This is a genomic window from Nostoc sp. (assembly GCF_036917615.1).
In the GTDB taxonomy this organism is placed as follows: Bacteria; Cyanobacteriota; Cyanobacteriia; order Cyanobacteriales; family Nostocaceae; genus Nostoc.
Genome location: NZ_JBALCZ010000020.1, coordinates 72,483 through 93,679, shown reverse-complemented (window position 1 = coordinate 93,679; position 21,197 = coordinate 72,483). Strand labels below are relative to the sequence as shown.

Here is a 21,197-nt window from a genome sequence, read left to right as displayed (position 1 = left end):
CGAATCAGAAGTGCAAAGCGCCCAGTTCTTGACGAACAGTCGCAATATCATGTGGAAATTGCGAACCATTTCCATTGGGTGAAGTGTGACCCAATGCTTGTAAGTCTGCTTCCACCATTAAGGAAACTAATTCTTCAAAGGTTACTGATGGTGTCCAGCCCAACTTCTGCCGTGCTTTGGTAGAATCGCCAATCAATAACTCTACCTCAGATGGACGGAGGTAACGCTCATCAAACTCTACATAATCTTGCCAATTAAGATTTACGTAACTAAATGCCAGTTCCAAAAACTCCCGCACCGAGTGGGTTTCACCAGTAGCAATTACGTAATCCTCTGGCTGATCTTTCTGCACCATCAACCACATTGCTTTGACGTAATCCTTCGCATAGCCCCAATCTCGCTTGGCGTCTAGATTACCCATGTAAATTTTTTTCTGCTTACCAGCAACGATACCAGCCACTGCTCTAGTAATTTTGCGGGTTACAAAGGTTTCACCCCGCCTTGGTGACTCGTGGTTAAAAAGTATGCCATTACAAGCAAACAAACCATAAGACTCACGATAATTTACAGTTTGCCAATGGGCGTAAACTTTCGCACAGGCATAGGGACTGCGGGGATAAAACGGCGTTGTCTCAGTTTGAGGTATTGCTTGTACTAAACCGTACATTTCTGAAGAACCCGCCTGGTAAAATCGCACCTGAATTCCGGTACGCTGTTGGTAGTCCCGAATTGCTTCTAACAGACGCAACGTCCCCATTCCTACAGCATCCACCGTATATTCTGGTGAATCAAAGCTGACTCTGACATGGGATTGAGCGCCGAGGTTGTAAATCTCTACTGGCTTGACTTCTTCTAAAATGCGCCGCAACGTCGTACCATCTGTCAAGTCACCATAGTGAAGAAACAACCGCACTCCCTCTTTGTGGGGGTCTTCGTAAATGTGATCGATGCGGTCTGTGTTGAAGGTAGAAGTCCGGCGAATAATGCCATGAACCTCATAACCTTGTTCCAGCAAAAACTCACTCAGATATGAACCATCTTGACCGGTAATACCAGTAATCAACGCTCGCTTCTGTTGCGTCATCCTCAATTATCCCTTATTGTCTTTGATTAAAAAGTTACAGCCAATCTGATACAAGCTAGCAGCTAATTGCTGAATTGCCTAATGGGAAACCTACGAGTTCTTGTCGTTAGGAGACTTTTTCCGTCAATAAATATACTTAATAAAAAGGAATTTAACACGTCAGATCAACCTTAGATAGATCAAGATTGTTTGATTATGTATATTTTTTCTGCCAGATAGATCAAGATTCTTTAAATATTGTGTATTGTGTACGTTGTTTTTTGTCAAAACTTCATATATCTCTGGTTTTGTGAAGACTGGATAAAATAGGTATTTTTAGATTAGACTCCTTGCAAAAATCCGAATATGAGCAAAACGAACCAAAAATTCCCATTTAAAGAGGTCTGAGCTAAGTATAAAGGAACAAATATAGATAACTAGAAAAAAGATAAACATTCAGTTTTACAAGAATAATTGGTACTTAGGGGCATTAACTGCCCCAGAGAATTGACCCTAAGTAGTTACTCAGTATGCCCCGTTATTTTTGGGCAGAATGACCACATCAACAGTTTTCAAGATGATCCATAAATCAAGCCAGAAATTCCTAAATTTGACATAATGCAGGTCTATTTGGACTCGCCGAGGGTAGGGAATATCATTACGCCCAGACACCTGCCACAAACCAGTAATTCCTGGACGGATTGTTAAAATCTCATCAATGTAACAACCGTATTTTGGCAGTTCTTCTGCTACTAAGGGTCGGGGACCGACTACACTCATGTCCCCTTTTAAAACGTTCCAGAATTGGGGAAATTCGTCTAAGCTAGTAATTCGCAAAAATCGACCAATTTTGGTAATCCGGGGGTCTTGTTTCAGCTTAAAACTGCTCTCAAATTCTTGTCGCAACTGGGGCGATGTTTCCATCATTTGCACGAGGATTTCGTCCGCATTGCTCACCATTGTTCGGAATTTAATACAATTAAACGCTTTGTAATTTTTCCCCACCCGTTCCTGGACATAAAAAATTGGACCTTCTGAACTGAAAGCAATCAGCAAGGCCAAGATTAAGTAGACGGGGAAGAACAAAATTAACACCGACAGCGAAAACACTATATCGAACAGTCGCTTGGCAAACTCTCCGTTTAAACCCAGAAAAGATAAACCTTTGGGTTTAACTCTTGGCGTCCTTGTTTTTTGACCGCGTTTTAAGAAAGTACGCGTAGACGCTCTAGTGTCTTGCCGTACGCCTCGCTTGCCGGAGAGGAGTGAGCTCTGGGCAGTCATCATACTCCTTAATAATCCACACCACACATAGTCCCAATATTAAAGCCAAAATGAGGTGCTTCTGGGGGGAAATTGCCAAAAGCCTAAAAAAATAAGAGATTAACCAAGACCATCATTCCAAAAATGGTCTTTTTTCGTTGCACTTGTTTACAAAATCTAGATAACGATCTGCAAAGATCTGCGGTGAAAACTGCGCGGCGTGCGATCGTATATACTCGGAACTAAACGAACCCTCATACACTTCAAACTTTTCTACTGCCTCCACCAAAGCCGCCTCTGTTTGCGTCCTGAAAAATATACCTGTCCCTGTATCCCCACAAGAGCGAATATCTCGCACTGTTTCTAGAGCACCCCCTGCACCGTAGGCAATCACTGGCGTGCCACAGGCCTGTGCCTCCACTAGGGCAATACCAAAATCTTCACAAGCTGCATACACAAAAGCCTTAGCCCTAGACATATATTTTTTTACCACATTATCGGGTTGCCATCCTAGTATTTGGATATTGGAGTTTGCCATCTCGCGAATCTTTTTCATTTCATCTCCTGTACCAATGATTACTAATGGTCGTTTTAGTTGATTAAAAGCGTTGACAATCAAGGATACTTGCTTATAACTCACTAACCGGGAAACTGTCAGGTAAAAGTCTTCTTTCTCAGACAAGAATGGAAATTCCGCAATATTCACTGGTGGGTAAATGACTGTTGCTTCTCGCCTATAGCAACGCCAAATCCGCCGAGCTGTATGCTGTGAGTTGGCAATGAAGTAATCAACGCGATTGGCACTCAATACATCCCACTGGCGCAAACGATGTAATAAATATCGCGTCACCCACCCAGCCAAACCACTACCCAGTTTGCTGTGGCGCAGATAATCAAAGGTCAAGTCCCAGGCATAGCGCATAGGGCTGTGGCAGTAGCAAATATGCATCTGTTCGGGAGTGGTAAGGATTCCTTTGGCAACAGCGTGGGATGAAGACAGAATTACGTCATAATGCCGCAAATCAAGTTGTTCAATTGCCAAAGGCCACAAAGGCAAGTATTTTTGTATACCGTTGCGGGCATAGGGAAAGTCCTGAAGAAACGTCTTGCCAATCTGACGCTTGTATAAATAACTTTCTCTATTGCTGGATTCAAAATCGATCAGAGCATACAAATGAGCATCAATGTGATTCAAAATTTCTCGGACAACGAGTTCTGAACCACCGGTGGCTTTGGGTGTCAGCCACTCATGAACTAGAGCATATTTCAAGGCCACAGCTAACTTGAATAAATGGAAAATACAAAAGCCAACTTGATCAGGTTAACTGAAAAGTTTCCCCTTGTGATTAATTAACGGGAAGCGCCCCAGATTAGCACATAAGACGCAATCTTTCCCTCAGAGGTTCCAGATGGTTGCTGCAACCTGATAACCTCAGATTGGGGATTGGGCATTAAGCATGGGGCATGGAGTATGGGGCATTGGGCATGGGTTATTCTCCTTGTCCTCCTTGTCTCCCAGTCCCCAGTTCCCAATCCTTTGATGACAACTGATATAGAAAGGGTGAATTTATGCGAATTCTAATTATGGGTGGTACTCGGTTCATTGGTGTCTATTTGACTCAACTACTAGTAGAACAAGGACATGAGGTGGTGCTGTTCAATCGTGGGAATCGGCCAGCACCTTCTTTGCAGGGAGTAGGACAAATTATAGGCGATCGCACGGATGCTACCCAATTAAAAGCAAAATTATCACAAGAAAATTTTGATGTGATTTTTGACAATAATGGGCGGGAACTGACTGATACTCAACCACTGGCAGAGATTTTTCAAGACCGGGTGCAACATTTTGTGTATATGAGTTCTGCGGGGGTGTATCTCAAATCTGACCAACTGCCCCATGTAGAAGGTGATCCAGTAGATCCCAAAAGTCGCCACAAGGGGAAACATGAAACAGAAGCTTATCTGACTCAATTAGGATTGCCCTTCACCTCTATTCGTCCTACTTATATTTACGGCCCTAGTAATTATAATGAGTTGGAGAGCTGGTTTTTTGATAGAATAGTGCGCGATCGCCCGATTCCTATCCCTGGAAATGGGTTGCATATCACGCAGCTAGGTCATGTAAAAGACTTGGCAAAAGCTTTGACTCAGGTTTTGGGCAATCAACAAGCAATAAAACAGATTTATAATATCTCTGGCGATCGCTTTGTCACTTTTGATGGTTTAGCCCGTGTTAGCGCTGTAGCTGCTGGTAAATCACCTAATGCTGTAAAAATCGTCCATTACGACCCGAAAAAGTTTGATTTCGGCAAGCGCAAAGCTTTTCCGATGCGAGTGCAGCATTTCTTTGCTTCGGTAAACAAAGCGCAAACAGAATTAAACTGGCAACCTGAATATGATTTAATTTCTGGGCTGAATGACTCCTTGGAAAATGATTATTTGGCTAATGCAAAAGACAAAGCCGAAGTAGATTTTTCTGTAGATGAGGAGATTTTACAAGCTGTTTAACAACAAGATTCCCGACTTATCTAAAAAGTCGGGAATCTCAGCCTTAGTCAAAACAAAGATAAAATGAACGAGTTGCAATATCCACTCCACAATGTTTTAGAAGCCCGTGCCCGCTTAGGTGAAGGCCCCATCTGGGACTCTACCCAAAACCTCCTTTACTGGGTCGATGTTTATAACCATCGGGTGCATCAGTTTCATCCTGCCACGGGGAAAAACAGCTTTTTTGATGTGGGAGATGTCGTAGGTGCGATCGCAACAGCAGGTGCAGATAGATTAATTATGGCGCTGCGTCATCACCTGGCATTCCTCAACACCCAGACAGGTGTAGTTACCCCAATCCTGGAGATTGAAGCGGATTTACTAAATAATCGCTTTAATGATGGCAAATGCGATTCTCAAGGCCGCTTTTGGTTCGGCTCAATGTGTTCTTTGGAAAAACCCCAAGCTAGCCTCTATCGCTATGACAATGATGGTTCATTGCAGGTGATGGAAACGGAATTGACTCTCTCTAATGGTCTGGGGTGGAGTCCTGACGAAAAGACGTTTTACTTGACAGATTCTCCCCATAAAAAAATATACGTTTACGACTTTAATTCAGTAACAGGAAATATTAGTAATCGCCGTATTTTTGTTGATTTAACTAATGAATCTTTCTACCCGGATGGGTTGACAATAGACAGTGAAGGACATATCTGGTCAGCTATGTGGGATGGATGGTGTGTGATTCGTTTCAACGCCAAGGGTGAAGAGATATTGCGGATAAAGCTACCTGTGCAATTGCCAACTAGCTGTACTTTTGGGGGCGAAGATTTGCAAACACTTTACATTACCACTGCTTCAGTTGGACTCAGCCAAGCAGAGATCGAAAAAAGTTTTTACTCTGGTGATTTGTTTGCTCTCCAAACTGATGTTACTGGATTACCTACTTATGATTTTTAGGAATTATATTAGCAATCTTATAGTGGTTCCAATACTGCTCGGTTAAGGGAAATGGAAGGTGAAATCAAGAAAAATATGTTCGCGTAAATGATGCGCGAACACAATATAGCTTAGATTCAAACGTGCAACTCTAGAGAAACAAGGTCAATAACTGGTGTTTACACATGATGAACGAGGTGAAATTTTTCGAGTGTCTGTCAACCGAAACCAGTCAGGTGAGCTTTTTTATTCACCGATTAATGTGGGGGAGATAGAAAGAGAAGACCTCAGCCTTTGGCAAGAAGCAGAGCGCGTATTGCAACAAATAATAGAATCAGAACGACAACAACAAACAAGACAAAGCAAAGGTATTTCCCTCTAGGTGATGGTACAACATAAGCTGATCGGCTATAATCCTTGACCCCTATCTTTGTGCATGGATATAGTCTACAAAGTAAAACCTCGGACTAAGCCAGAATTTCAACCAAGCGTAAGCTCCTAAACTTAGTAGTGCTGTCACAGTTAGGGGTAAACCCAGCTTAACTTTTAAAGTGTCAGGAAGGAGAGCAACAGCACAAACAGTAATAGCAAAGTATATCAAAAACGCTGCCTGCAAGCGTTGCACACCTTTCAGCGCCCGCCGACAGCTACTACAATGCTGCGTATGCTGTTTGTAGCGATCCAAAACTTGTTCTCGATTGTTATTTATATTCCTGATTTCTGGAACACTTATTCCTACTTGATTCCAGGGTAGCTGTCCTTGACAATATTTATCAAACCAATTCCTATACTCAATCACTAGCTTATCTGCACTTGTAGGTAGTCGATAGGAAGTTTTCCAGCTAGGGGTCGATTGTGTCTGTTGTAGAAAATACTCTTGCTGCTGGAGAAGAACCATATCTCCATCAATAACTTGATTGCGTTCGCTAATATGATCCCACCAACGGGGTCTAAGACGATGGAGTGTTTTGGCAAAGTTACGGGGAAACTGAGCAACAATCCGAGATTTACCAGGAGATACTGGTATACAATAAGTGACAAGTCCAAGCTGCTTTTCAGAGTTACCAAACTTGATTGCATACTCCAAGCGACAAGGTGGTTCAAAAGTGATTGTTGTTTCAAAGCTCCCAACTGTTGCCGCTTCAATCAAATTTGGTGTAGATTGCACAATTTTAATTGGTATAGGTCTTGCTTTTGAGCGATCGCCCTGCACGCCGTGATGAGCAAAAGGAACATGACTGGGATCTGCCACATTTTCCACAAGGGTTTGCCAGTCATATTCTAAATCCCGTACATAAGAAGACCAAACAAAGCCAATAGTAGCATCTATTTGCGGTGATAAAGGTAAGGGTGTATTAGCAGCTTGTTTGCTTGATTTTGCATCTGGCCAAACCCAGAGTAAATCTTGTTCCTGACGAACTGGTAGTGCTACAGCACACAGATTTTCTTTATTCTTACTCACAAGTTCTGGATTTTCTGCTTGGGGAATATGAGTACAAAGTCCTTGCTCATCAAATTGCCAACCATGATAGCTACACATTAAATTCCCCGTTTTGTCATCAATGCGCCCCTCACTTAGGGGTGAAAGGCGGTGAGGACATTGATCTAAAAACACCCGAAAAGTTTGAGATGATTTGGGTTTCCAGATAACTAAACGCAGTCCCAAAAGTGTCACTGAAGTTGGTTGCTCTAAGGCTAAATCTTCGACTGGAGAGAGGGGATACCACTGCTGAAAAAAGTTGAATTCAGGTTCCATTTTACTTACAAGGACTTAAATTAAGATTGGTTCTTCGCTTATTTTTATGGAAAAGATGGTTCAAAATCATTGAAAGCCTTATACTGTAAGGATTTTATTTGAAACAAGAGCATAATTATTTATAACCCTTGTCCCGTAAGGGTTCTGTTATGATCAATCGCTAATAACCATAAAAAAAGCCAAATGTTTTGTATAATTTTTATAACTTATTTACGTGTTATTTCCCAAATTTTTCGATAAATACTGGAACTGCAATTATAAATTAGTATATTTATATCTTGCACATCTCCGTATATACCCAGGCTAAGTAAAAATAAGAGCAATAAAGCTACATTATTTTTACTGGCTTACATCGCTTATTGCAAGCTGAAGAACAGATGTTCTTTTTGTCAGGGGATATTTTATCCTATCGCTATTGTGTTCGCGTAAATGATGCGCGAACATATTTTTCTTGATTTCACCTTCCATTTCCTTAGCTCTTTCTATACTCGCTTTTACTTAAGTTAACACCAATGAGCATTGCTGTGCCTCTACCATATGTTGCATCCAGGGCAATTTGTGCTCTTGTCTATTCTCTCCAGAGTGCCACTTGCTGTTTGAGTTCTCCGATATCTAAATAATCGCTAGCAAAAGCTTTCCGTAAAAGTGGATGAGGAATAAATTGATCATACTTTTTAATTTCCGGTGCTTCTGAAGTACTGACTAAATCTTCTGGACTAATTCTTTGTTCACACAATGAAGCAATTTCACGATAAAGATATTTAAATTTATCCTTGCCTAATTTAATTGTTAAATAATAAGGATTTACTCCGTTAATACTTGTAATTTCCAACGATTCTCGACAGTAGGAATTGAGTAATCTTTCTAAAGTGCGATAAGCAACCGTACCCATCCAAGGAAAAATGCAGCATTTACCTTTTTCCAATTGCAATATATTTTGTTTATCTAATCCAACCTGCTGCACTAATTGGCGAACTTTACGTAAACGTTGCAAAGCATTTTTTTGCAAATAACTATACTCGACATTCTCAAATAAAACTTGCTGCATTCGTTGCAAAACTTTGGTATGAATAGTGCCACCACTACCACGCCAATAAATACTAGCTTTACCCTCGGCTTGTTTAACAAAAATAGCCTTCTTTTTAAAGTCAACTTCTACGACTTCCCAAGTTCTCCCAGCTAAAGCAAATTGATTGCCAACAGCAGGCGGCGTGACGATACTGCCAATTTCCGTTGCACCTTGCTTAACAATATATTCTTGCTGTTCAGCAAAGACAGCATAAAACTGAAATTTTCTCACCACCTTTTCTCCTACCAAACCCAGGATTAATTTACCTTGTTCAGTATGTTGAATATGACCAATATCAATTAAATAGCGGAGCAATAGTTGGAAATCCTCTTTGGAAATAGCAGCAAAGGGCGGCAGACTAAAAATTTGTTTAGCTAGGGCATTAAGTGAAAGTTCCCCCGTTGCTGTTAAAATACTCATTGTCTGGTGATAAAGCAAACTCAAAGGATATTTAATCGGTCTGATTGGTTCAATCCATTGCTCCTCTAAATAAAGTTGAATGATAGCGATAGACTGCAAAAGTTGCCACGGGATTTGCTCTGGTAGAGAAGCTTCTGATAATGGTTTCTCTTCAGCGCAGATAAAGCGCATATCGGCAGCTTCACCTCTTCTACCACTGCGTCCCAATCGCTGTAAAAAACTAGCTACAGACAAGGGTGATTCTAACTGAATAACTCGCTCTAAATGACCGATATCTATGCCTAATTCTAAAGTCAGAGTTGCGGCGGTAACAGCTGGATTGTTAGGTTCACGCATCGCATTCTCAGCTGCTTGCCGCAAGCTAGCAGATATACTCCCATGATGCACATGATATATATCTGGTAGTCCTTGTTCTCTGGCAATTTGTCGCAAAGACGCGATTACAGATTCGGTACGCGTCCGATTATTAGCAAATATCAGGCATTTGCGAGATTTGCTGAGGTTGAAAATATATTGTTCATCAGCTGTCGCCTCTGATTCATCTACTTCATCAGTAATATAAAAATGTTCTACAGCTAGTTTTATTTGGCGTTTTATCCCGTCAATTTGCGGTGTCATGACTGGCTTCTCTGTTCCAGAACGCAACCACTCTTCAGCTGTTGAGTAATCACCAAGAGTCGCCGACAAACCAATACGGCGCGGTTGTTTTTGCGTCAACTTTGCTAAACGTTGTAATTGGCAAATAATTTGACAACCGCGTTCTGAACCCATAAAGGCATGAATTTCATCAATGATCACAAATCTTAAATCACCAAATAAGCGAAGTAGGTCGTTATTTTTGTTGATTAACAAACTTTCTAGAGATTCTGGTGTAATTTGGAGAATCCCTTGAGGATTCTTTAAAAGCTTGTTTTTTCGACTTTGAGAAACATCACCGTGCCAGTGCCAAACTGGAATATCTGCTTCTTTGAGTAAGTCGTTGAGGCGCTCAAATTGATCATTAATTAAAGCTTTGATGGGACTAATATATAATGCGCCTATCGTTGTAGCAGGGTTGGCATGTAATAAAGTCAAAACTGGCAGAAAGGCTGCTTCTGTTTTACCCGTAGCAGTCGCAGCAGTAACTAGCAAGTGAGCATCAGTGTCAAATATAACTTTACAAGCGGCAATTTGAACTGGTCGCAATTCAGTCCACTGGTGATGATAAATATATTCTTGGATAAAAGGTGCAAGTTGGCTAAAGGTATCGCTCATGTTTTTTATGAATAATTAGTAACAGGTAATAAATTGACTACTAAATTATCACTGATTATTTATTGCACAAATAAAGTTGAAGTAATATCATACTAAGCGACGCGAGCATTAAAGAATCGCTCACATAGCTGTAAGAAGTGATGGGCAATTAGATGAATCTCTTAATTAAGTGGTATTTTGGAAAATTTTGTCGATTTTTACTCCTATTGACTCAAGGCAGATTAACATTTATAAATCAAACTTAAGTGATAGGGGCAAGTATATAATCAGGCAAAAACCATGAAGAAGTATAAGGAAATCTTACGTGTCGTCCTTGCTATATCCATCATTGTGGTTGGAGTGACACACTTTCTTGTTCCAGAACCATTTGTCAAAATTGTGCCGCCGCAACTTCCTTATCCTTTAGGATTAGTTTATCTCAGTGGTTTTTATGAAATTTTGGGTGGTATCGGCTTATTAGTCCCGCCTGTAAGTCAAGCTGCTGCTTGGGGACTTATTGCTCTTTTTATTGCCGTTTTCCCTGCCAATATCAACATGGCGGTTAATCATATTAAGCTAGAACATATACCAAATTCACCTTGGGTACATATAATCAGGCTTCCCCTTCAAGCAGTTTTAATTGCTTGGGCTTGGTGGTACACGAAATCTTCTGATTCGGAAAAACAAGCTTCTATCATTCCCAAGTCACTCATTCCCAAAGAACTAAAATTGAAATGAGTGCGTTTTTTATATCTGAATCATGCGCGTTGCAACTTTGTTTGGGATAACACTTTCGTTAGGAATAAGCATTGCAGGAGTAACCGTTCCGGTGACTCAAGCTGTGCAGCTTAGAGATGGCATAGTCTACTTTGTCCAACCGCCGAAACTCGTTAACGCGACAACTACTTACAAAGATGTGAATATTTGGGGCGCAACTTACTATTTCACTATCAACTTGCCAGATAATGCTGGAGAATCCCTCCAGAAAATAACGATCGCCCAAAGGGAGGGAACAGAAAACATCCGCTACGATCTTAATGATACCTACGCCTTTGTCGGAAAAAGCGATCGCAAAGAAACGCGACTTACACTAGGCGCAGTCACCAGTGAACGCAAGACACGAACAGTTACTGTGAACTTTGATCCACCTGTAACTCCAGGACAGACAGTCACAATCGCCCTCCGCCCTGTGAAGAATCCTAGCTTTTCTGGTGTCTATTTACTAGGTGTGACAGCGTTCCCAGTTGGTGAAAATTCTCACGGACAATTTCTCGGCTTTGGACGGTTTCAGTTTTACAGCAATAGGGGAAGCTGGGGGTTTCCATAGGGTGCATTCCGTCAATCCGATGAACAACGCTTTGTGGAATCACGAATGCTTAATCTGATTGAGAACCAATCCGGCAAGTGAGCGATCGCTTGGTAAGATTAACTTTAAAATAAAATCTAGAGCCTATTTAAGGGCAAAGCTGCAATGGCTCTTGAGTTGCATAACTTCGTTTTGAAAGGGGAACGTCTAGTACAGGTAGAAACTCAACCTCATCATATCGCTGGTGTTTTGGCTAAAATTCGGTGGGGGTTAGAAAATTCAGATTGTGACTGGGACGATATTTACTCAGCTTATTATGAGCATGAAGAAGATTGTACAATTACTTTCTATGAAGGTGAAAGTGTAGGAGCAGGTAATCCAGGAATATGGACTTACGTGGTTCATAGCTGTGCCATTAGTGAAGAAGAAGTAAGAAAAAATTCAGATATCAATATTTTGACCCCAGCATTAGAACTACAACAGCTTGCTGCAAATATTCTTTTTCAGCAGTTAGCAGAGTACAGGCAGCAGCTTGGTCTTCCTCCAGCAGGCAGTGAGGAAGATCGCGCAACAATCGCCAAGCTAGAGATTAGTGGCAGAGTATTTTTTGGGATCAATGCTGGCAGTAATCCCAATCGCAGAAAGATTACACTTACAGTAAATCCAATTAGTCGTACACACGCTGAAGCAGATGCCTTACAGCAAGCATTTGATGCAGGACTTAAAGGAGGTCGGGCACGTCTAATCGTTGATCGGGATATTTGCAGAGCATGTGGTCAGAATGGAGGTGTGAAAGGAATGGCTAGACAGCTTAACCTGGAAGAAATAGAAGTTATTAGCCCTAGTGGTCGTCAGATTATTACACTAAAATGAGGTTGATATGTTCATTTCCAAGTTTTCAGTTGAAGATTGGATAGGAAATCAGAACAGAGGAAGTGTAGAACAAGCACAGAATTGGTTAGAAATAGAAGCAGCTATCAAAGAACTAGATGGACATCGTAAGACCCTTGTAACCCTAGAAACTGAGGGTGAAGCTCATATGGCTATTGGTGGCGGTATACAAAAATGTGTGGTGTATGTGACATTTGATAATGAGAATTTTCATTACCTTGTTGATCTATCAAAGTCAAATACAGATGAAACTGTGACAGTTGGGGGGCAAGAAGGTATTTACCCTGCTAAGTCATGCATTGACTTAAATACAACCCTGAAGGCTGCCAAGACATTTGCAGAACTTGGAATAATGGAAGAATCACTTATTTGGAAGCAAGATAGAGTTGTCGAGCCAGTATAGTAGTTTTTTTCTAGATTGAGACCCAGCTTTGCTGCTGCATTATATCGCCATGTTTGACCAGTACGATGCTGTTGTTAAATTTGAGCAGGCAATCCGAAATCAATAAATTTTTATCCCAAAATTATTTGTAAATTTAAAATAAACCCTGGTAAAACATCTTCTCCTGATAATTCTTGTGGAGATGCTAATATTTCTACTGGTTGACCAAGACGAGAGATTTCTACCTGACGCATTTTCGGATTAATTAACCAACCTAATCTAACTCCGTTATCGATATATTCCTGCATTTTGGCTTGCGTATCCTGCAAGCGATCGCTTGGTGACATTAACTCTAAAACGAAATCTGGTGCGATCGGCGGAAACTTTTCTTGTTCTTCAGGTGTGAGTGCATTCCATCTATCTTTTCTTATCCAAGCTACATCAGGAGAACGGTTGGCATCATTGGGAAGTTTAAAGCAGGTGGAAGAATCGAAGCAAATTCCTAGTTGAGTTTGGCGATTCCAAATCACAAAATCAGCATTAACTTCTGAGTTACGATTTCCAGTCTCTCCGCCTGTAGGTTGCATTATTAGTAATTTTCCCTCTGCATTTCGTTCAAATTTGACTTCTGGGTTTTCCCGACAGAGTTGATAAAATTGGTTGTCGGTGAGTTGGATGATCGGGTTTAGGTTAATGGCGATCGCTGTCATAGAAATAATGTTGGGAATGAGATCAAATTTAGCTAAATTGTAAGCGAACTTGTAGGTAGCGTTGGCGTAGCCCACCGTAGGTATCGCTTTTTAATCACAGCTCACTTGATTAAGAACCAATAAACTAAATTAGGACTAAATTTAATAGGGTGTGCCATCGTTACGAATAAGTTTTCTAGACTTACCATCAGGACTGGCTGTTGTCATCAAATTTTCATCAGGGTAAGTAACTTTATCATTCGGAGTACGGTCTCCTACCTCTAAATAAATAGCAACCACCGATGAGCGATTTACTAAATGATGTGCATTTGCCTCACCTGCGGGAAATCCTGCTGCTATTCCCGGTGTGAGAATTTCTGCACCTCTATCTGTGACTAATGTCAGTTCACCCTCCAAAACATAGATAAACTCATCTTGATGAGAATGCCAGTGTCTTATAGAAGAATAGCTTCCAGGCTCTAACTTTACCAGATTTACTCCAAAGTTCTGCAATCCTGCAAAGTTACCTAACTGTTGCCGTATTCTTCCTGCAACCATTGGCTTGAACTCATCAGGGTAATTTGTGCGTATTTCGCTAGGTACTTCTTGGGGATTAATAATCATTGAATTACCAATTGGGAAACAGATTTATTGTGGATTATTGCACAGAATTTAGAACAGGCGATAGATGAGCTTTACACGCTTTACAACCTCTGCTTGGATCTAGGACTTACGCATTCATAGGAAATACTAAATATGGATGATTTGAAAAACCACATCTGTCGTCGGGGCAATTCATGAATTGCCCCGACAGCGTGGGTCTATTTACGATCAAAAAATGCTCAATAAAAGCCTAAAACAACCTATGCATGGTAAATGTATACCATGATTAATTTGTACAGTGCGTAAGTACGAGGTAATCTGCCCATGATTGGTACTGAGGCTCAATTTACGAACCCTACTTTACAATGGGCAATTCGGATTTTGAGTTTGATTGCTACAGTCGCTGTGACAGTGTATATCACCTAGATTGCGCGGAAAGCTTTAGAAGAGGAATTATCGGGTATCACAGCTAGCTGTGGTCTATTCAACTGCAAATTGCTGTAAATTAGCGATTGCTGAAACGTTTATACAGGAAAGCTTCAATAGAATCTGTCAATTCCAGACGGACAAAACAGTTGAAAGGCTGTATTCGTTGTTAAACAACCATTAAAAATAAAAGATTGAGCCGCCTAAATTTATCGGGATTCTTAATTTTGAATACCGCAAAGGCGTTGACTTGAGCATTTTTAATTCTCAAATGAGGTTCCACCAATGTCCAATTCAGATTTAGAGAGAGTCACAGTTCGCCCAATGGATGAGTATAACCAAAAGTTGGTGTCTCACGTCCATCCGCCAAATTGGGTTAATCCTCAACCCGCAGATGTTTACGACTTGGTAGTAATTGGTGCTGGTACGGCGGGATTAGTGGTGGCGGCGGGGGCGGCGGGTCTGGATTTGGGTTTAAAAGTGGCGTTAATTGAAAAGCATCTCATGGGTGGGGATTGCTTAAATGTTGGTTGCGTACCATCTAAAACTATTATTCGGTCGGCTCGCGTGGTTGGCGAAATCTGGGATGCTAAAGACTTGGGAGTTAATATTCCCCAAAATAATATTGATATTGATTTTCCCCAAGTCATGGCAAGGATGCGGCGGGTAAGGGCTAGTATCAGCCATAACGATTCGGCGGAGCGGTTCTCATTCTTGGGTGTCGATGTCTTTTTCGGTAGCGGTCGATTTGCGAGTAAAAATACCGTGGAAGTTGACGACAAAACCCTCCGGTTTAAAAAAGCTGTAATTGCTACTGGCGCGAGAGCCGCACAACTGTCGATTCCGGGAATTGAAAAGGCGGGTTATCTAACTAATGAGACGGTTTTTTCCCTGATTCAACGACCGGAACGTTTAGCGGTGATTGGTGGCGGCCCTGTTGGTTGCGAATTGGCGCAGGCTTTGGGGCGCTTGGGTTCTGAGGTGGTACTTTTCCATAGCGGTTCTCATCTTCTAAATAAAGAAGACGCTGAGGCGGCTGAAATTCTCCAAAAGGTTTTGATTAGCCAAGGAATTCGCCTGGTGTTGAATTCCCAGTTAGAAGAAGTAGTAACAGTTACTGAGGAGAAACGGCTTTACTTTTCCTCCAATGGTCAGCGAGATTCGGTGACCATTGGAGGAAATTTTAGTCGGTACGGGGCGATCGCCGAATGTGGAAGGTCTGAATTTAGAAGCAGTGGGTGTAGAATACGACAAGCGCCAAGGTGTGAAGGTAAATGATTATCTCCAAACGACGAATCCCAGAATTTATGCAGCTGGCAATATCTGCATGAACTGGAAGTTTACCCATGCTGCTGATGCAGCGGCGCGGATTGTGATTAAAAATACGCTGTTTTCTCCCTTTGGCTTAGGACGCTCTAAACTCAGTAATCTGGTGATGCCTTGGGTAACTTATACTGACCCATAAATTGCCCATGTAGGGATGTACGAACACGAGGCGCAGAAATTGGGTATTCAGGTGATGACAATCAAGATACCTTTTAATAGTGTAGACCGAGCGATCGCAGATGGTGAAGAGTCAGGATTTCTCAAAATCCACCATAAAAAGGGGTCTGATGAAATTATCGGTGCAACTATTGTCGCCAGTCACGCGGGTGAGATGATATCACTTGTGACTACGGCAATGGTGAATAAAATCGGTTTGAGTAAGTTAAGCAGTGTAATTCATCCTTATCCCACTCAAGCCGAAGCTATTAAAAAAGCAGCTGATGTTTATCGTCAAACACTCCTAACATCAAATACCAAAAAATTATTGGGATTTCTGACAAAGTTATCTTAAAAATTCCTAATTATGTTATATGAGGGAACTTTGAGAACTCATAATTACATCAAGTTAATCTGTCCGTAATTATGAATTCTCAATTAGGTTGAAATGGGGATTAGTTTATAAAAAGTCTTCTCTAGTCCCCAGATCTATTGCTCTCTAAACAGGTCTCCAGCTATCAATCTCACCTAATGCCAAGTCTACGTAATATAGCTTGCCATCATTTCCAGCCCTAACATCCACAGGCACCACTAAATTAGAAGCAAACTGTGTAGTTGCGATAACTTTGTTCTGACTGTTCAATGTTAAAGCATCGATAGTTCCTTTACTAGGATTGAAGATAAACAAAGCATTGTTAAAACCACCGCCAGTGTAAAAATCACCTACGCCGATCGAAGTAGAACCGCTTGAATGATCATAGGCGTAAATTGGTGGCGTAACGACTGTGCCACTGCTGTAGAAGTCTTTAGCTACATCTAGCTGAGAATAAGCGTATTGTTGGAGGCTGACAAGATTGCCATTTGCATCATACCCACCCTCATAGAATGGCCAGCCAAAGTTTTTGCCTGCTCCACCAGTAACCACCTCTTCCCAAGAGTACCAGCCCACATTACCGATAAAGGGAATATTAGTTTGTTGATTTATGGCGATGCGGAAGGCGTTACGCACACCTAAGTCATAGACTTTAGAACGATTACTATTGGGGTCACCGTTATAGTAAGGATTCGTTGATAAACCTTGACCAGTAATGGCGTCAATGTGCAGGATCTTACCAGAGAGATTATCGAGATCCTGGACGCGAAGTGCTCGGAGATCTGCTCGGTTGTAGGAAGTAGCATCACCAAGGCTTACAAACAGAGTCCCATCGTTACCAAAGCGCACGCTACCAACGGAGTGAGTTGAACTATCAGTGGCGATAAAATCCTGAACGTTTGTGATGTTATTGTTTTTGATCGCGTTAAGATAATCCTGGACATTGGCAAACAGCTGTCCAGTGGTTTTATTTATAATACCTGATGGCCCATAGTTCTTTGTTTCATCAGTCTGATCAACTACTGTGCTGTCAAAATCTGGATGGCTGATGTTGTTCCAAGTATCATTTTTGCCTAATAGTATCACTTCACTGCCAGCGATCGCAGTTTTGTAACCGGTGTTGGGGTCGGCTGTCACCCGAATTAGCCGTCCAGCACGATTACCTCCCTGATCGGGATTGTCTAGGAGGCTATTGGGATTGTTCTTGGCATTGTTTGGATTTGTTTCTGCTGGATCGTAGGTAAATAACAGGTAAACGTAGTTATTGCCGTTCGGACTTTTGCCAAAATCTGGATGTACGGCCATGCCTAACAAACCGCGATCATTCACATCATTTACTTGTGAAGAAATATCGATAAATGGCTGTGCCTCTAAGGTGTTGGTGACAGTGTTAAATACCTTTACTTCTCCATCTTTTTGGGCAATGAACATGAGTTTATGGTCAGCTGACCAGTCAAACTCTGTGGGTTGAGTCAACCCAGAAACCACAGTGTTTTTACTAAAATTCGAGTCATTATCGATGATAGTGATAGTTGCCGCCGGGTTAGTAGGCAGTTGCACCCCAACTGCGTTACTAAACTTTAAAGTAAATGCTTCATCCGGTTCTTGAATGGTGTCATCCTTAATAAGAATAGAAATTGTCTTGCTCGTTTCTCCTTGTGCAAAGGTTAAGATTCCAGATGCAGCCTGGTAGTCAGAGCCAGCTTTAGCAGTTCCATCTATAGTTGTATAATTTATACTAGCAGTCCCCGAAGCTTGACCCCGTGTAACTGTCACCGTAGCATTACCGGCATTTTCATAAACTTGTGGCTGAGTGAAATTCAGACTTTGACTATCATTATCTTGAATCGTAATTCCGAGAGTTCTTTGGGTTCCTAATGTTGCCCCTTGTGGCTGATCAATGAGGAAACTAAAGGTTTCATCTCCTTCTATTACGCTATCGTCAATAATCGGAATTTTCACCTGTTTGCTAGTTTCTCCTGGTGCAAAGGTGAGTTGTCCCTGGATTTCTTCTCCACCATTATTGCCGTAGTCATCTCCTACTTTTGCAGTACCACTTTGAGTGGCATACAGAATTGAAGATGTACCGCTTAGATCACCACTTCGCAGCACAGTTAAGGTAACACTACCATCACCTTCGTTCACAGTCGTATTACCTTGTCCCAAGGTAATAGTGGTTGGAAGGACTGGTGGATTTGGAAGAACTGGTGAATATAGTTGGGACTGAGGAATGATTTCCTTTGCTTGAGAAGTGCTTGACCAAGACAGTTGAGAAACGGCAGAGTAGGCATTCTCGTAGTACTCGAGTTTAATATCGTACTTTTGACCTGCAACCAGTGCGATTGAGCCACTGTCTTCTGTGGCTGAGTGATCGATAAAGTCATTGATGATTTGTTGACCATTCACCGACAGTCGCACACCATCATCACTAGTGGTGTAGAACTTGTAAGTCTCGCTGTACTTGGCTTGTACTTGACCTGTCCAACGCGCTGAGAAGGTATCTGCACCGATGGATGGATCTGGAGAACCAGCGCCCCAGATAAAGTTCACCGTCGGATCTATGCGAGTTACCTTCAGGTTGGTGAAGTCGATGTTGTCGTAGTATTCTCCTTTGAGTCCTGTACCGCTACCAATACTGCTACCACTCCCAGATGCAATATTGACCTGGAAATTGCCGATAGTGCCAGCACTAGCAAAATTGCCGTTAGTGTCGCTGACTTGGTTAGCTTGTAGCGCGATCGTGTAGGAGCCGTTGCTGGCGGCATTCCAACTTCCCCCCACAGGATTAATGCTATAAGTTGCAGTCCGTGGACTACCATTGCTGTTGTTGTCTACACTAACAAATTTTGCCACTTGACTGTACCCATTGGCCCCGGTCACAAGTAGATCGTTGCTATCTAAGGTGTTAACATTAATGGCTATATTGTCGTTGTAGGCAACAGTAAAAGTGTAATTTCCACTACTTGTGGTCAGATTGGCAGCATTTGCTGTAGCGGTGGGTGCAGTGACATCAGTATTAGAAGTCACATTACTATAGAGTTGAGACTGGGGAATGATTTCCTTTGCCTGAGAGGAGCTTGACCAAGAGAGTTGAGAAACGGCAGAGTAGGTATTCTCGTAATATTCAAGTTTGATATCGTACTTCTGACCTGCAACCAGTGCGATTGAGCCACTACATTCTGTGGCTGATTGATTGACAAACTGATTGATGATTTGTTGACCATTCACCGACAGTCGCACACCATCATCACTAGTGGTGTAGAACTTGTAAGTTTCGCTGTACTTGGCTTCTACTTGACCTGTCCAACGCGCTGAGAAGGTATCTGCACCGATGGACGGATCTGGAGAACCAGCGCCCCAGACAAAGTTCACCGTCGGATCTGTGCGAGTTACCTTCAAGTTGGTGAAGTCGATGTTGTCGTAGTATTGTGCTTTGAGTCCATCTCCCTGAGAAAGCACGCTGCCGCTAGACCGAGGAGAAATATTGCTGAGTTGTGTCTGATTATCTAGACCAGATGATAGAGGAGCAATTGTTTGACTTGAAGATGTTGTCAACTGTTGATTCGGTGCATTCATTGAAATATATACCTCACAATAGAGTTAAAACTAATGCCATAATCAATGCTTTAGCATTAGTTTTATGTTTAATGTTTTCAACAAAAAATGCCTAGCAATGCTAGGTTACAACATATTGAACAGCTAATTTTTATTAACGTTTCAATATGTTTATTAATTAATGCTGATACTATTTCACTTAATTGTTTATACAAATTATTTCTTTTATGTATACTTCTTCGATCATCTACTTTACTACTGTGTTGCCTATTTGTATCAACATAAAAATAACAAAGCATAACGTGATATATCGTCCTATATCTTATCTGAAAGCAGACATATAGAAAAATGTGTATCAAAAGAAATACTAGAGATTAATTGAAGGGCATATTAGTCCTTATTAATCTTTGTTTTCTTTCAACAAATTCCTGAGTTTTTGATGCATATAAATTCAGTCTAGTGAATTTAGTCAAAAATTATAAATCACCATTATTGAGAGCTTCTAATCTCATTGATATGCAGGTGCATCAATTTTGAGTGAAGAAACGCTCAATCAATGCGGATAGATACTTAAGTAGTTAAAGGTGATAACTTTACATATTTTCATTTAAGTATTGTTCTTGGATTAATTAACTATACATTTGACACTAGATCATGGTATTATGTCTATGTTTTTTGTGAAATTTTGTTTAAATATTCACATTAATATATCCTTTCTAAAAGAATAACAAAGTCTTGATGAACCTTAAATAAAAATTGCCAACTTATTGGATGATCGCATGTTTTTTATCCGTATATATATTGATTATATAAAAGTTCTATAAAGAAGGCTTTTTCTATTTAAAGATTTGAAAAAGCACTATTTATCTATGCTGGATCTCAACTGTTAATTCATATCTCTCTTACAAGAACCAGTACAGATATAGTACTAACCTAAAGTTAGTGGAGGGAAAACTTTTGTAAAAGCCTCACCAGTCATGCATTTAAGCTAGGGAAGAGAATCTGCTGGAATTAAGAGATTACCGTGCTTTTCGAGTAATTCTTTTGTCGGTGGACTATTCAGCGAATCGCTAGGCGACAGCTTCTCGTTTTCTACCTTGGGCTGCGCCTACGAGACGCCCAAGGGAGGCTGAACACAAGGAATTATTAGCGTCCGAAACCCTTACTCTTTCGTTAATTTACAAAAGGTTTCAATTTACTCAAAGTCGGAAAAATTACAAGTTTGACATTGCACATTCCCAGTTTCGCTTAGACTAGGGG

The 21,197-nt window shown here is 41.2% G+C and carries 15 protein-coding genes and 2 pseudogenes; 9 read left to right on the top strand and 8 right to left on the bottom strand.

Annotated features, from left to right (window positions below; all coding sequences use genetic code 11):
* Positions 1-4: 4 nt before the first annotated feature.
* The 3 genes from gmd to V7K85_RS07180 all read right to left on the bottom strand — a co-directional run bounded on the left by gmd (position 5) and on the right by V7K85_RS07180 (position 3,602).
* Positions 5-1,084, bottom strand: coding sequence for a GDP-mannose 4,6-dehydratase (gene gmd / locus V7K85_RS07190; RefSeq protein ID WP_334812202.1), 1,080 nt, complete (start codon positions 1,082-1,084; stop codon positions 5-7).
* A 504-nt stretch (positions 1,085-1,588) separates the two neighbouring features.
* Positions 1,589-2,347 carry a sugar transferase gene (locus V7K85_RS07185; protein ID WP_334812352.1) on the bottom strand — a complete coding sequence of 253 codons (759 nt, stop codon included), beginning with the start codon at positions 2,345-2,347 and terminating at the stop codon, positions 1,589-1,591.
* Positions 2,348-2,459: 112 nt separating this feature from the next.
* The gene (locus V7K85_RS07180) at positions 2,460-3,602 is read right to left on the bottom strand and encodes a glycosyltransferase (protein ID WP_334812200.1); all 1,143 of its coding nucleotides are present in this window, start codon (positions 3,600-3,602) and stop codon (positions 2,460-2,462) included.
* 293 nt (positions 3,603-3,895) lie between these two features.
* Here V7K85_RS07180 and V7K85_RS07175 point away from each other — a divergent pair, with 293 nt between their 5' ends.
* The 3 genes from V7K85_RS07175 (at position 3,896) to V7K85_RS07165 (ending at position 6,134) form a co-directional block, all read left to right on the top strand.
* Entirely contained in the window at positions 3,896-4,834 is a 939-nt protein-coding gene (locus V7K85_RS07175) for an NAD-dependent epimerase/dehydratase family protein (RefSeq protein WP_334812197.1), read from the top strand.
* A gap of 63 nt (positions 4,835-4,897) precedes the next feature.
* The gene (locus V7K85_RS07170; protein ID WP_334812195.1) at positions 4,898-5,773 is read left to right on the top strand and encodes an SMP-30/gluconolactonase/LRE family protein; all 876 of its coding nucleotides are present in this window, start codon (positions 4,898-4,900) and stop codon (positions 5,771-5,773) included.
* Between the two features lie 154 nt (positions 5,774-5,927).
* Complete coding sequence (locus tag V7K85_RS07165) at positions 5,928-6,134, top strand: hypothetical protein (protein WP_334812193.1); 207 nt, start codon at positions 5,928-5,930, stop codon at positions 6,132-6,134.
* 42 nt (positions 6,135-6,176) lie between these two features.
* On the opposite strand, the gene V7K85_RS07160 is transcribed toward V7K85_RS07165, so the two are convergent.
* Both V7K85_RS07160 and V7K85_RS07155 read right to left on the bottom strand, forming a co-directional pair.
* Positions 6,177-7,508: an aromatic ring-hydroxylating dioxygenase subunit alpha gene (locus tag V7K85_RS07160; RefSeq protein ID WP_334812192.1), complete on the bottom strand. Its 1,332-nt coding sequence runs from the start codon at positions 7,506-7,508 to the stop codon at positions 6,177-6,179.
* 568 nt (positions 7,509-8,076) lie between these two features.
* Complete coding sequence (locus V7K85_RS07155; protein ID WP_334812189.1) at positions 8,077-10,251, bottom strand: DEAD/DEAH box helicase; 2,175 nt, start codon at positions 10,249-10,251, stop codon at positions 8,077-8,079.
* 279 nt (positions 10,252-10,530) lie between these two features.
* On the opposite strand from V7K85_RS07155, the gene V7K85_RS07150 reads away from it, so the two are divergent.
* The 4 genes from V7K85_RS07150 to V7K85_RS07135 all read left to right on the top strand — a co-directional run bounded on the left by V7K85_RS07150 (position 10,531) and on the right by V7K85_RS07135 (position 12,830).
* A complete protein-coding gene (locus tag V7K85_RS07150; protein WP_334812187.1) occupies positions 10,531-10,968 on the top strand; it encodes a DoxX family protein in 438 nt (145 codons plus the stop codon).
* Positions 10,969-10,990: 22 nt separating this feature from the next.
* Positions 10,991-11,557 carry a DUF2808 domain-containing protein gene (locus V7K85_RS07145; protein WP_334812184.1) on the top strand — a complete coding sequence of 189 codons (567 nt, stop codon included), beginning with the start codon at positions 10,991-10,993 and terminating at the stop codon, positions 11,555-11,557.
* A gap of 144 nt (positions 11,558-11,701) precedes the next feature.
* Positions 11,702-12,409: a deaminase gene (locus V7K85_RS07140; RefSeq protein WP_334812182.1), complete on the top strand. Its 708-nt coding sequence runs from the start codon at positions 11,702-11,704 to the stop codon at positions 12,407-12,409.
* Positions 12,410-12,416: 7 nt separating this feature from the next.
* A complete protein-coding gene (locus V7K85_RS07135; protein WP_334812179.1) occupies positions 12,417-12,830 on the top strand; it encodes an Imm1 family immunity protein in 414 nt (137 codons plus the stop codon).
* Positions 12,831-12,940: 110 nt separating this feature from the next.
* On the opposite strand, the gene V7K85_RS07130 is transcribed toward V7K85_RS07135, so the two are convergent.
* Both V7K85_RS07130 and V7K85_RS07125 read right to left on the bottom strand, forming a co-directional pair.
* Positions 12,941-13,519 carry a Uma2 family endonuclease gene (locus V7K85_RS07130; RefSeq protein ID WP_334812349.1) on the bottom strand — a complete coding sequence of 193 codons (579 nt, stop codon included), beginning with the start codon at positions 13,517-13,519 and terminating at the stop codon, positions 12,941-12,943.
* A gap of 141 nt (positions 13,520-13,660) precedes the next feature.
* Entirely contained in the window at positions 13,661-14,122 is a 462-nt protein-coding gene (locus tag V7K85_RS07125) for a cupin domain-containing protein (RefSeq protein ID WP_334812177.1), read from the bottom strand.
* A gap of 291 nt (positions 14,123-14,413) precedes the next feature.
* On the opposite strand from V7K85_RS07125, the pseudogene V7K85_RS36405 reads away from it, so the two are divergent.
* Positions 14,414-14,527: pseudogene (locus tag V7K85_RS36405) on the top strand (TVP38/TMEM64 family protein); the annotation flags it as partial.
* A 285-nt stretch (positions 14,528-14,812) separates the two neighbouring features.
* A pseudogene (locus V7K85_RS07120) lies at positions 14,813-16,364 on the top strand (mercuric reductase).
* 144 nt (positions 16,365-16,508) lie between these two features.
* On the opposite strand, the gene V7K85_RS07115 reads toward V7K85_RS07120, so the two are convergent.
* Positions 16,509-19,958 carry a PA14 domain-containing protein gene (locus tag V7K85_RS07115; protein WP_334812175.1) on the bottom strand — a complete coding sequence of 1,150 codons (3,450 nt, stop codon included), beginning with the start codon at positions 19,956-19,958 and terminating at the stop codon, positions 16,509-16,511.
* Between the last annotated feature and the right edge of the window lie 1,239 nt (positions 19,959-21,197).

Bases quoted from the DNA above. Each gene is read 5' to 3' on its own strand.
- V7K85_RS07135 (WP_334812179.1), top strand. From the start codon at position 12,417: ATGTTCATTTCCAAGTTTTCAGTTGAAGATTGGATAGGAAATCAGAAC.
- V7K85_RS07175 (WP_334812197.1), top strand. From the start codon at position 3,896: ATGCGAATTCTAATTATGGGTGGTACTCGGTTCATTGGTGTCTATTTG.
- V7K85_RS07130 (WP_334812349.1), bottom strand. From the start codon at position 13,519: ATGACAGCGATCGCCATTAACCTAAACCCGATCATCCAACTCACCGAC.
- V7K85_RS07170 (WP_334812195.1), top strand. From the start codon at position 4,898: ATGAACGAGTTGCAATATCCACTCCACAATGTTTTAGAAGCCCGTGCC.
- V7K85_RS07145 (WP_334812184.1), top strand. From the start codon at position 10,991: ATGCGCGTTGCAACTTTGTTTGGGATAACACTTTCGTTAGGAATAAGC.
- V7K85_RS07125 (WP_334812177.1), bottom strand. From the start codon at position 14,122: ATGATTATTAATCCCCAAGAAGTACCTAGCGAAATACGCACAAATTAC.
- gmd (WP_334812202.1), bottom strand. From the start codon at position 1,084: ATGACGCAACAGAAGCGAGCGTTGATTACTGGTATTACCGGTCAAGAT.
- V7K85_RS07150 (WP_334812187.1), top strand. From the start codon at position 10,531: ATGAAGAAGTATAAGGAAATCTTACGTGTCGTCCTTGCTATATCCATC.
- V7K85_RS07155 (WP_334812189.1), bottom strand. From the start codon at position 10,251: ATGAGCGATACCTTTAGCCAACTTGCACCTTTTATCCAAGAATATATT.
- V7K85_RS07160 (WP_334812192.1), bottom strand. From the start codon at position 7,508: ATGGAACCTGAATTCAACTTTTTTCAGCAGTGGTATCCCCTCTCTCCA.
- V7K85_RS07185 (WP_334812352.1), bottom strand. From the start codon at position 2,347: ATGACTGCCCAGAGCTCACTCCTCTCCGGCAAGCGAGGCGTACGGCAA.
- V7K85_RS07115 (WP_334812175.1), bottom strand. From the start codon at position 19,958: ATGAATGCACCGAATCAACAGTTGACAACATCTTCAAGTCAAACAATT.
- V7K85_RS07140 (WP_334812182.1), top strand. From the start codon at position 11,702: ATGGCTCTTGAGTTGCATAACTTCGTTTTGAAAGGGGAACGTCTAGTA.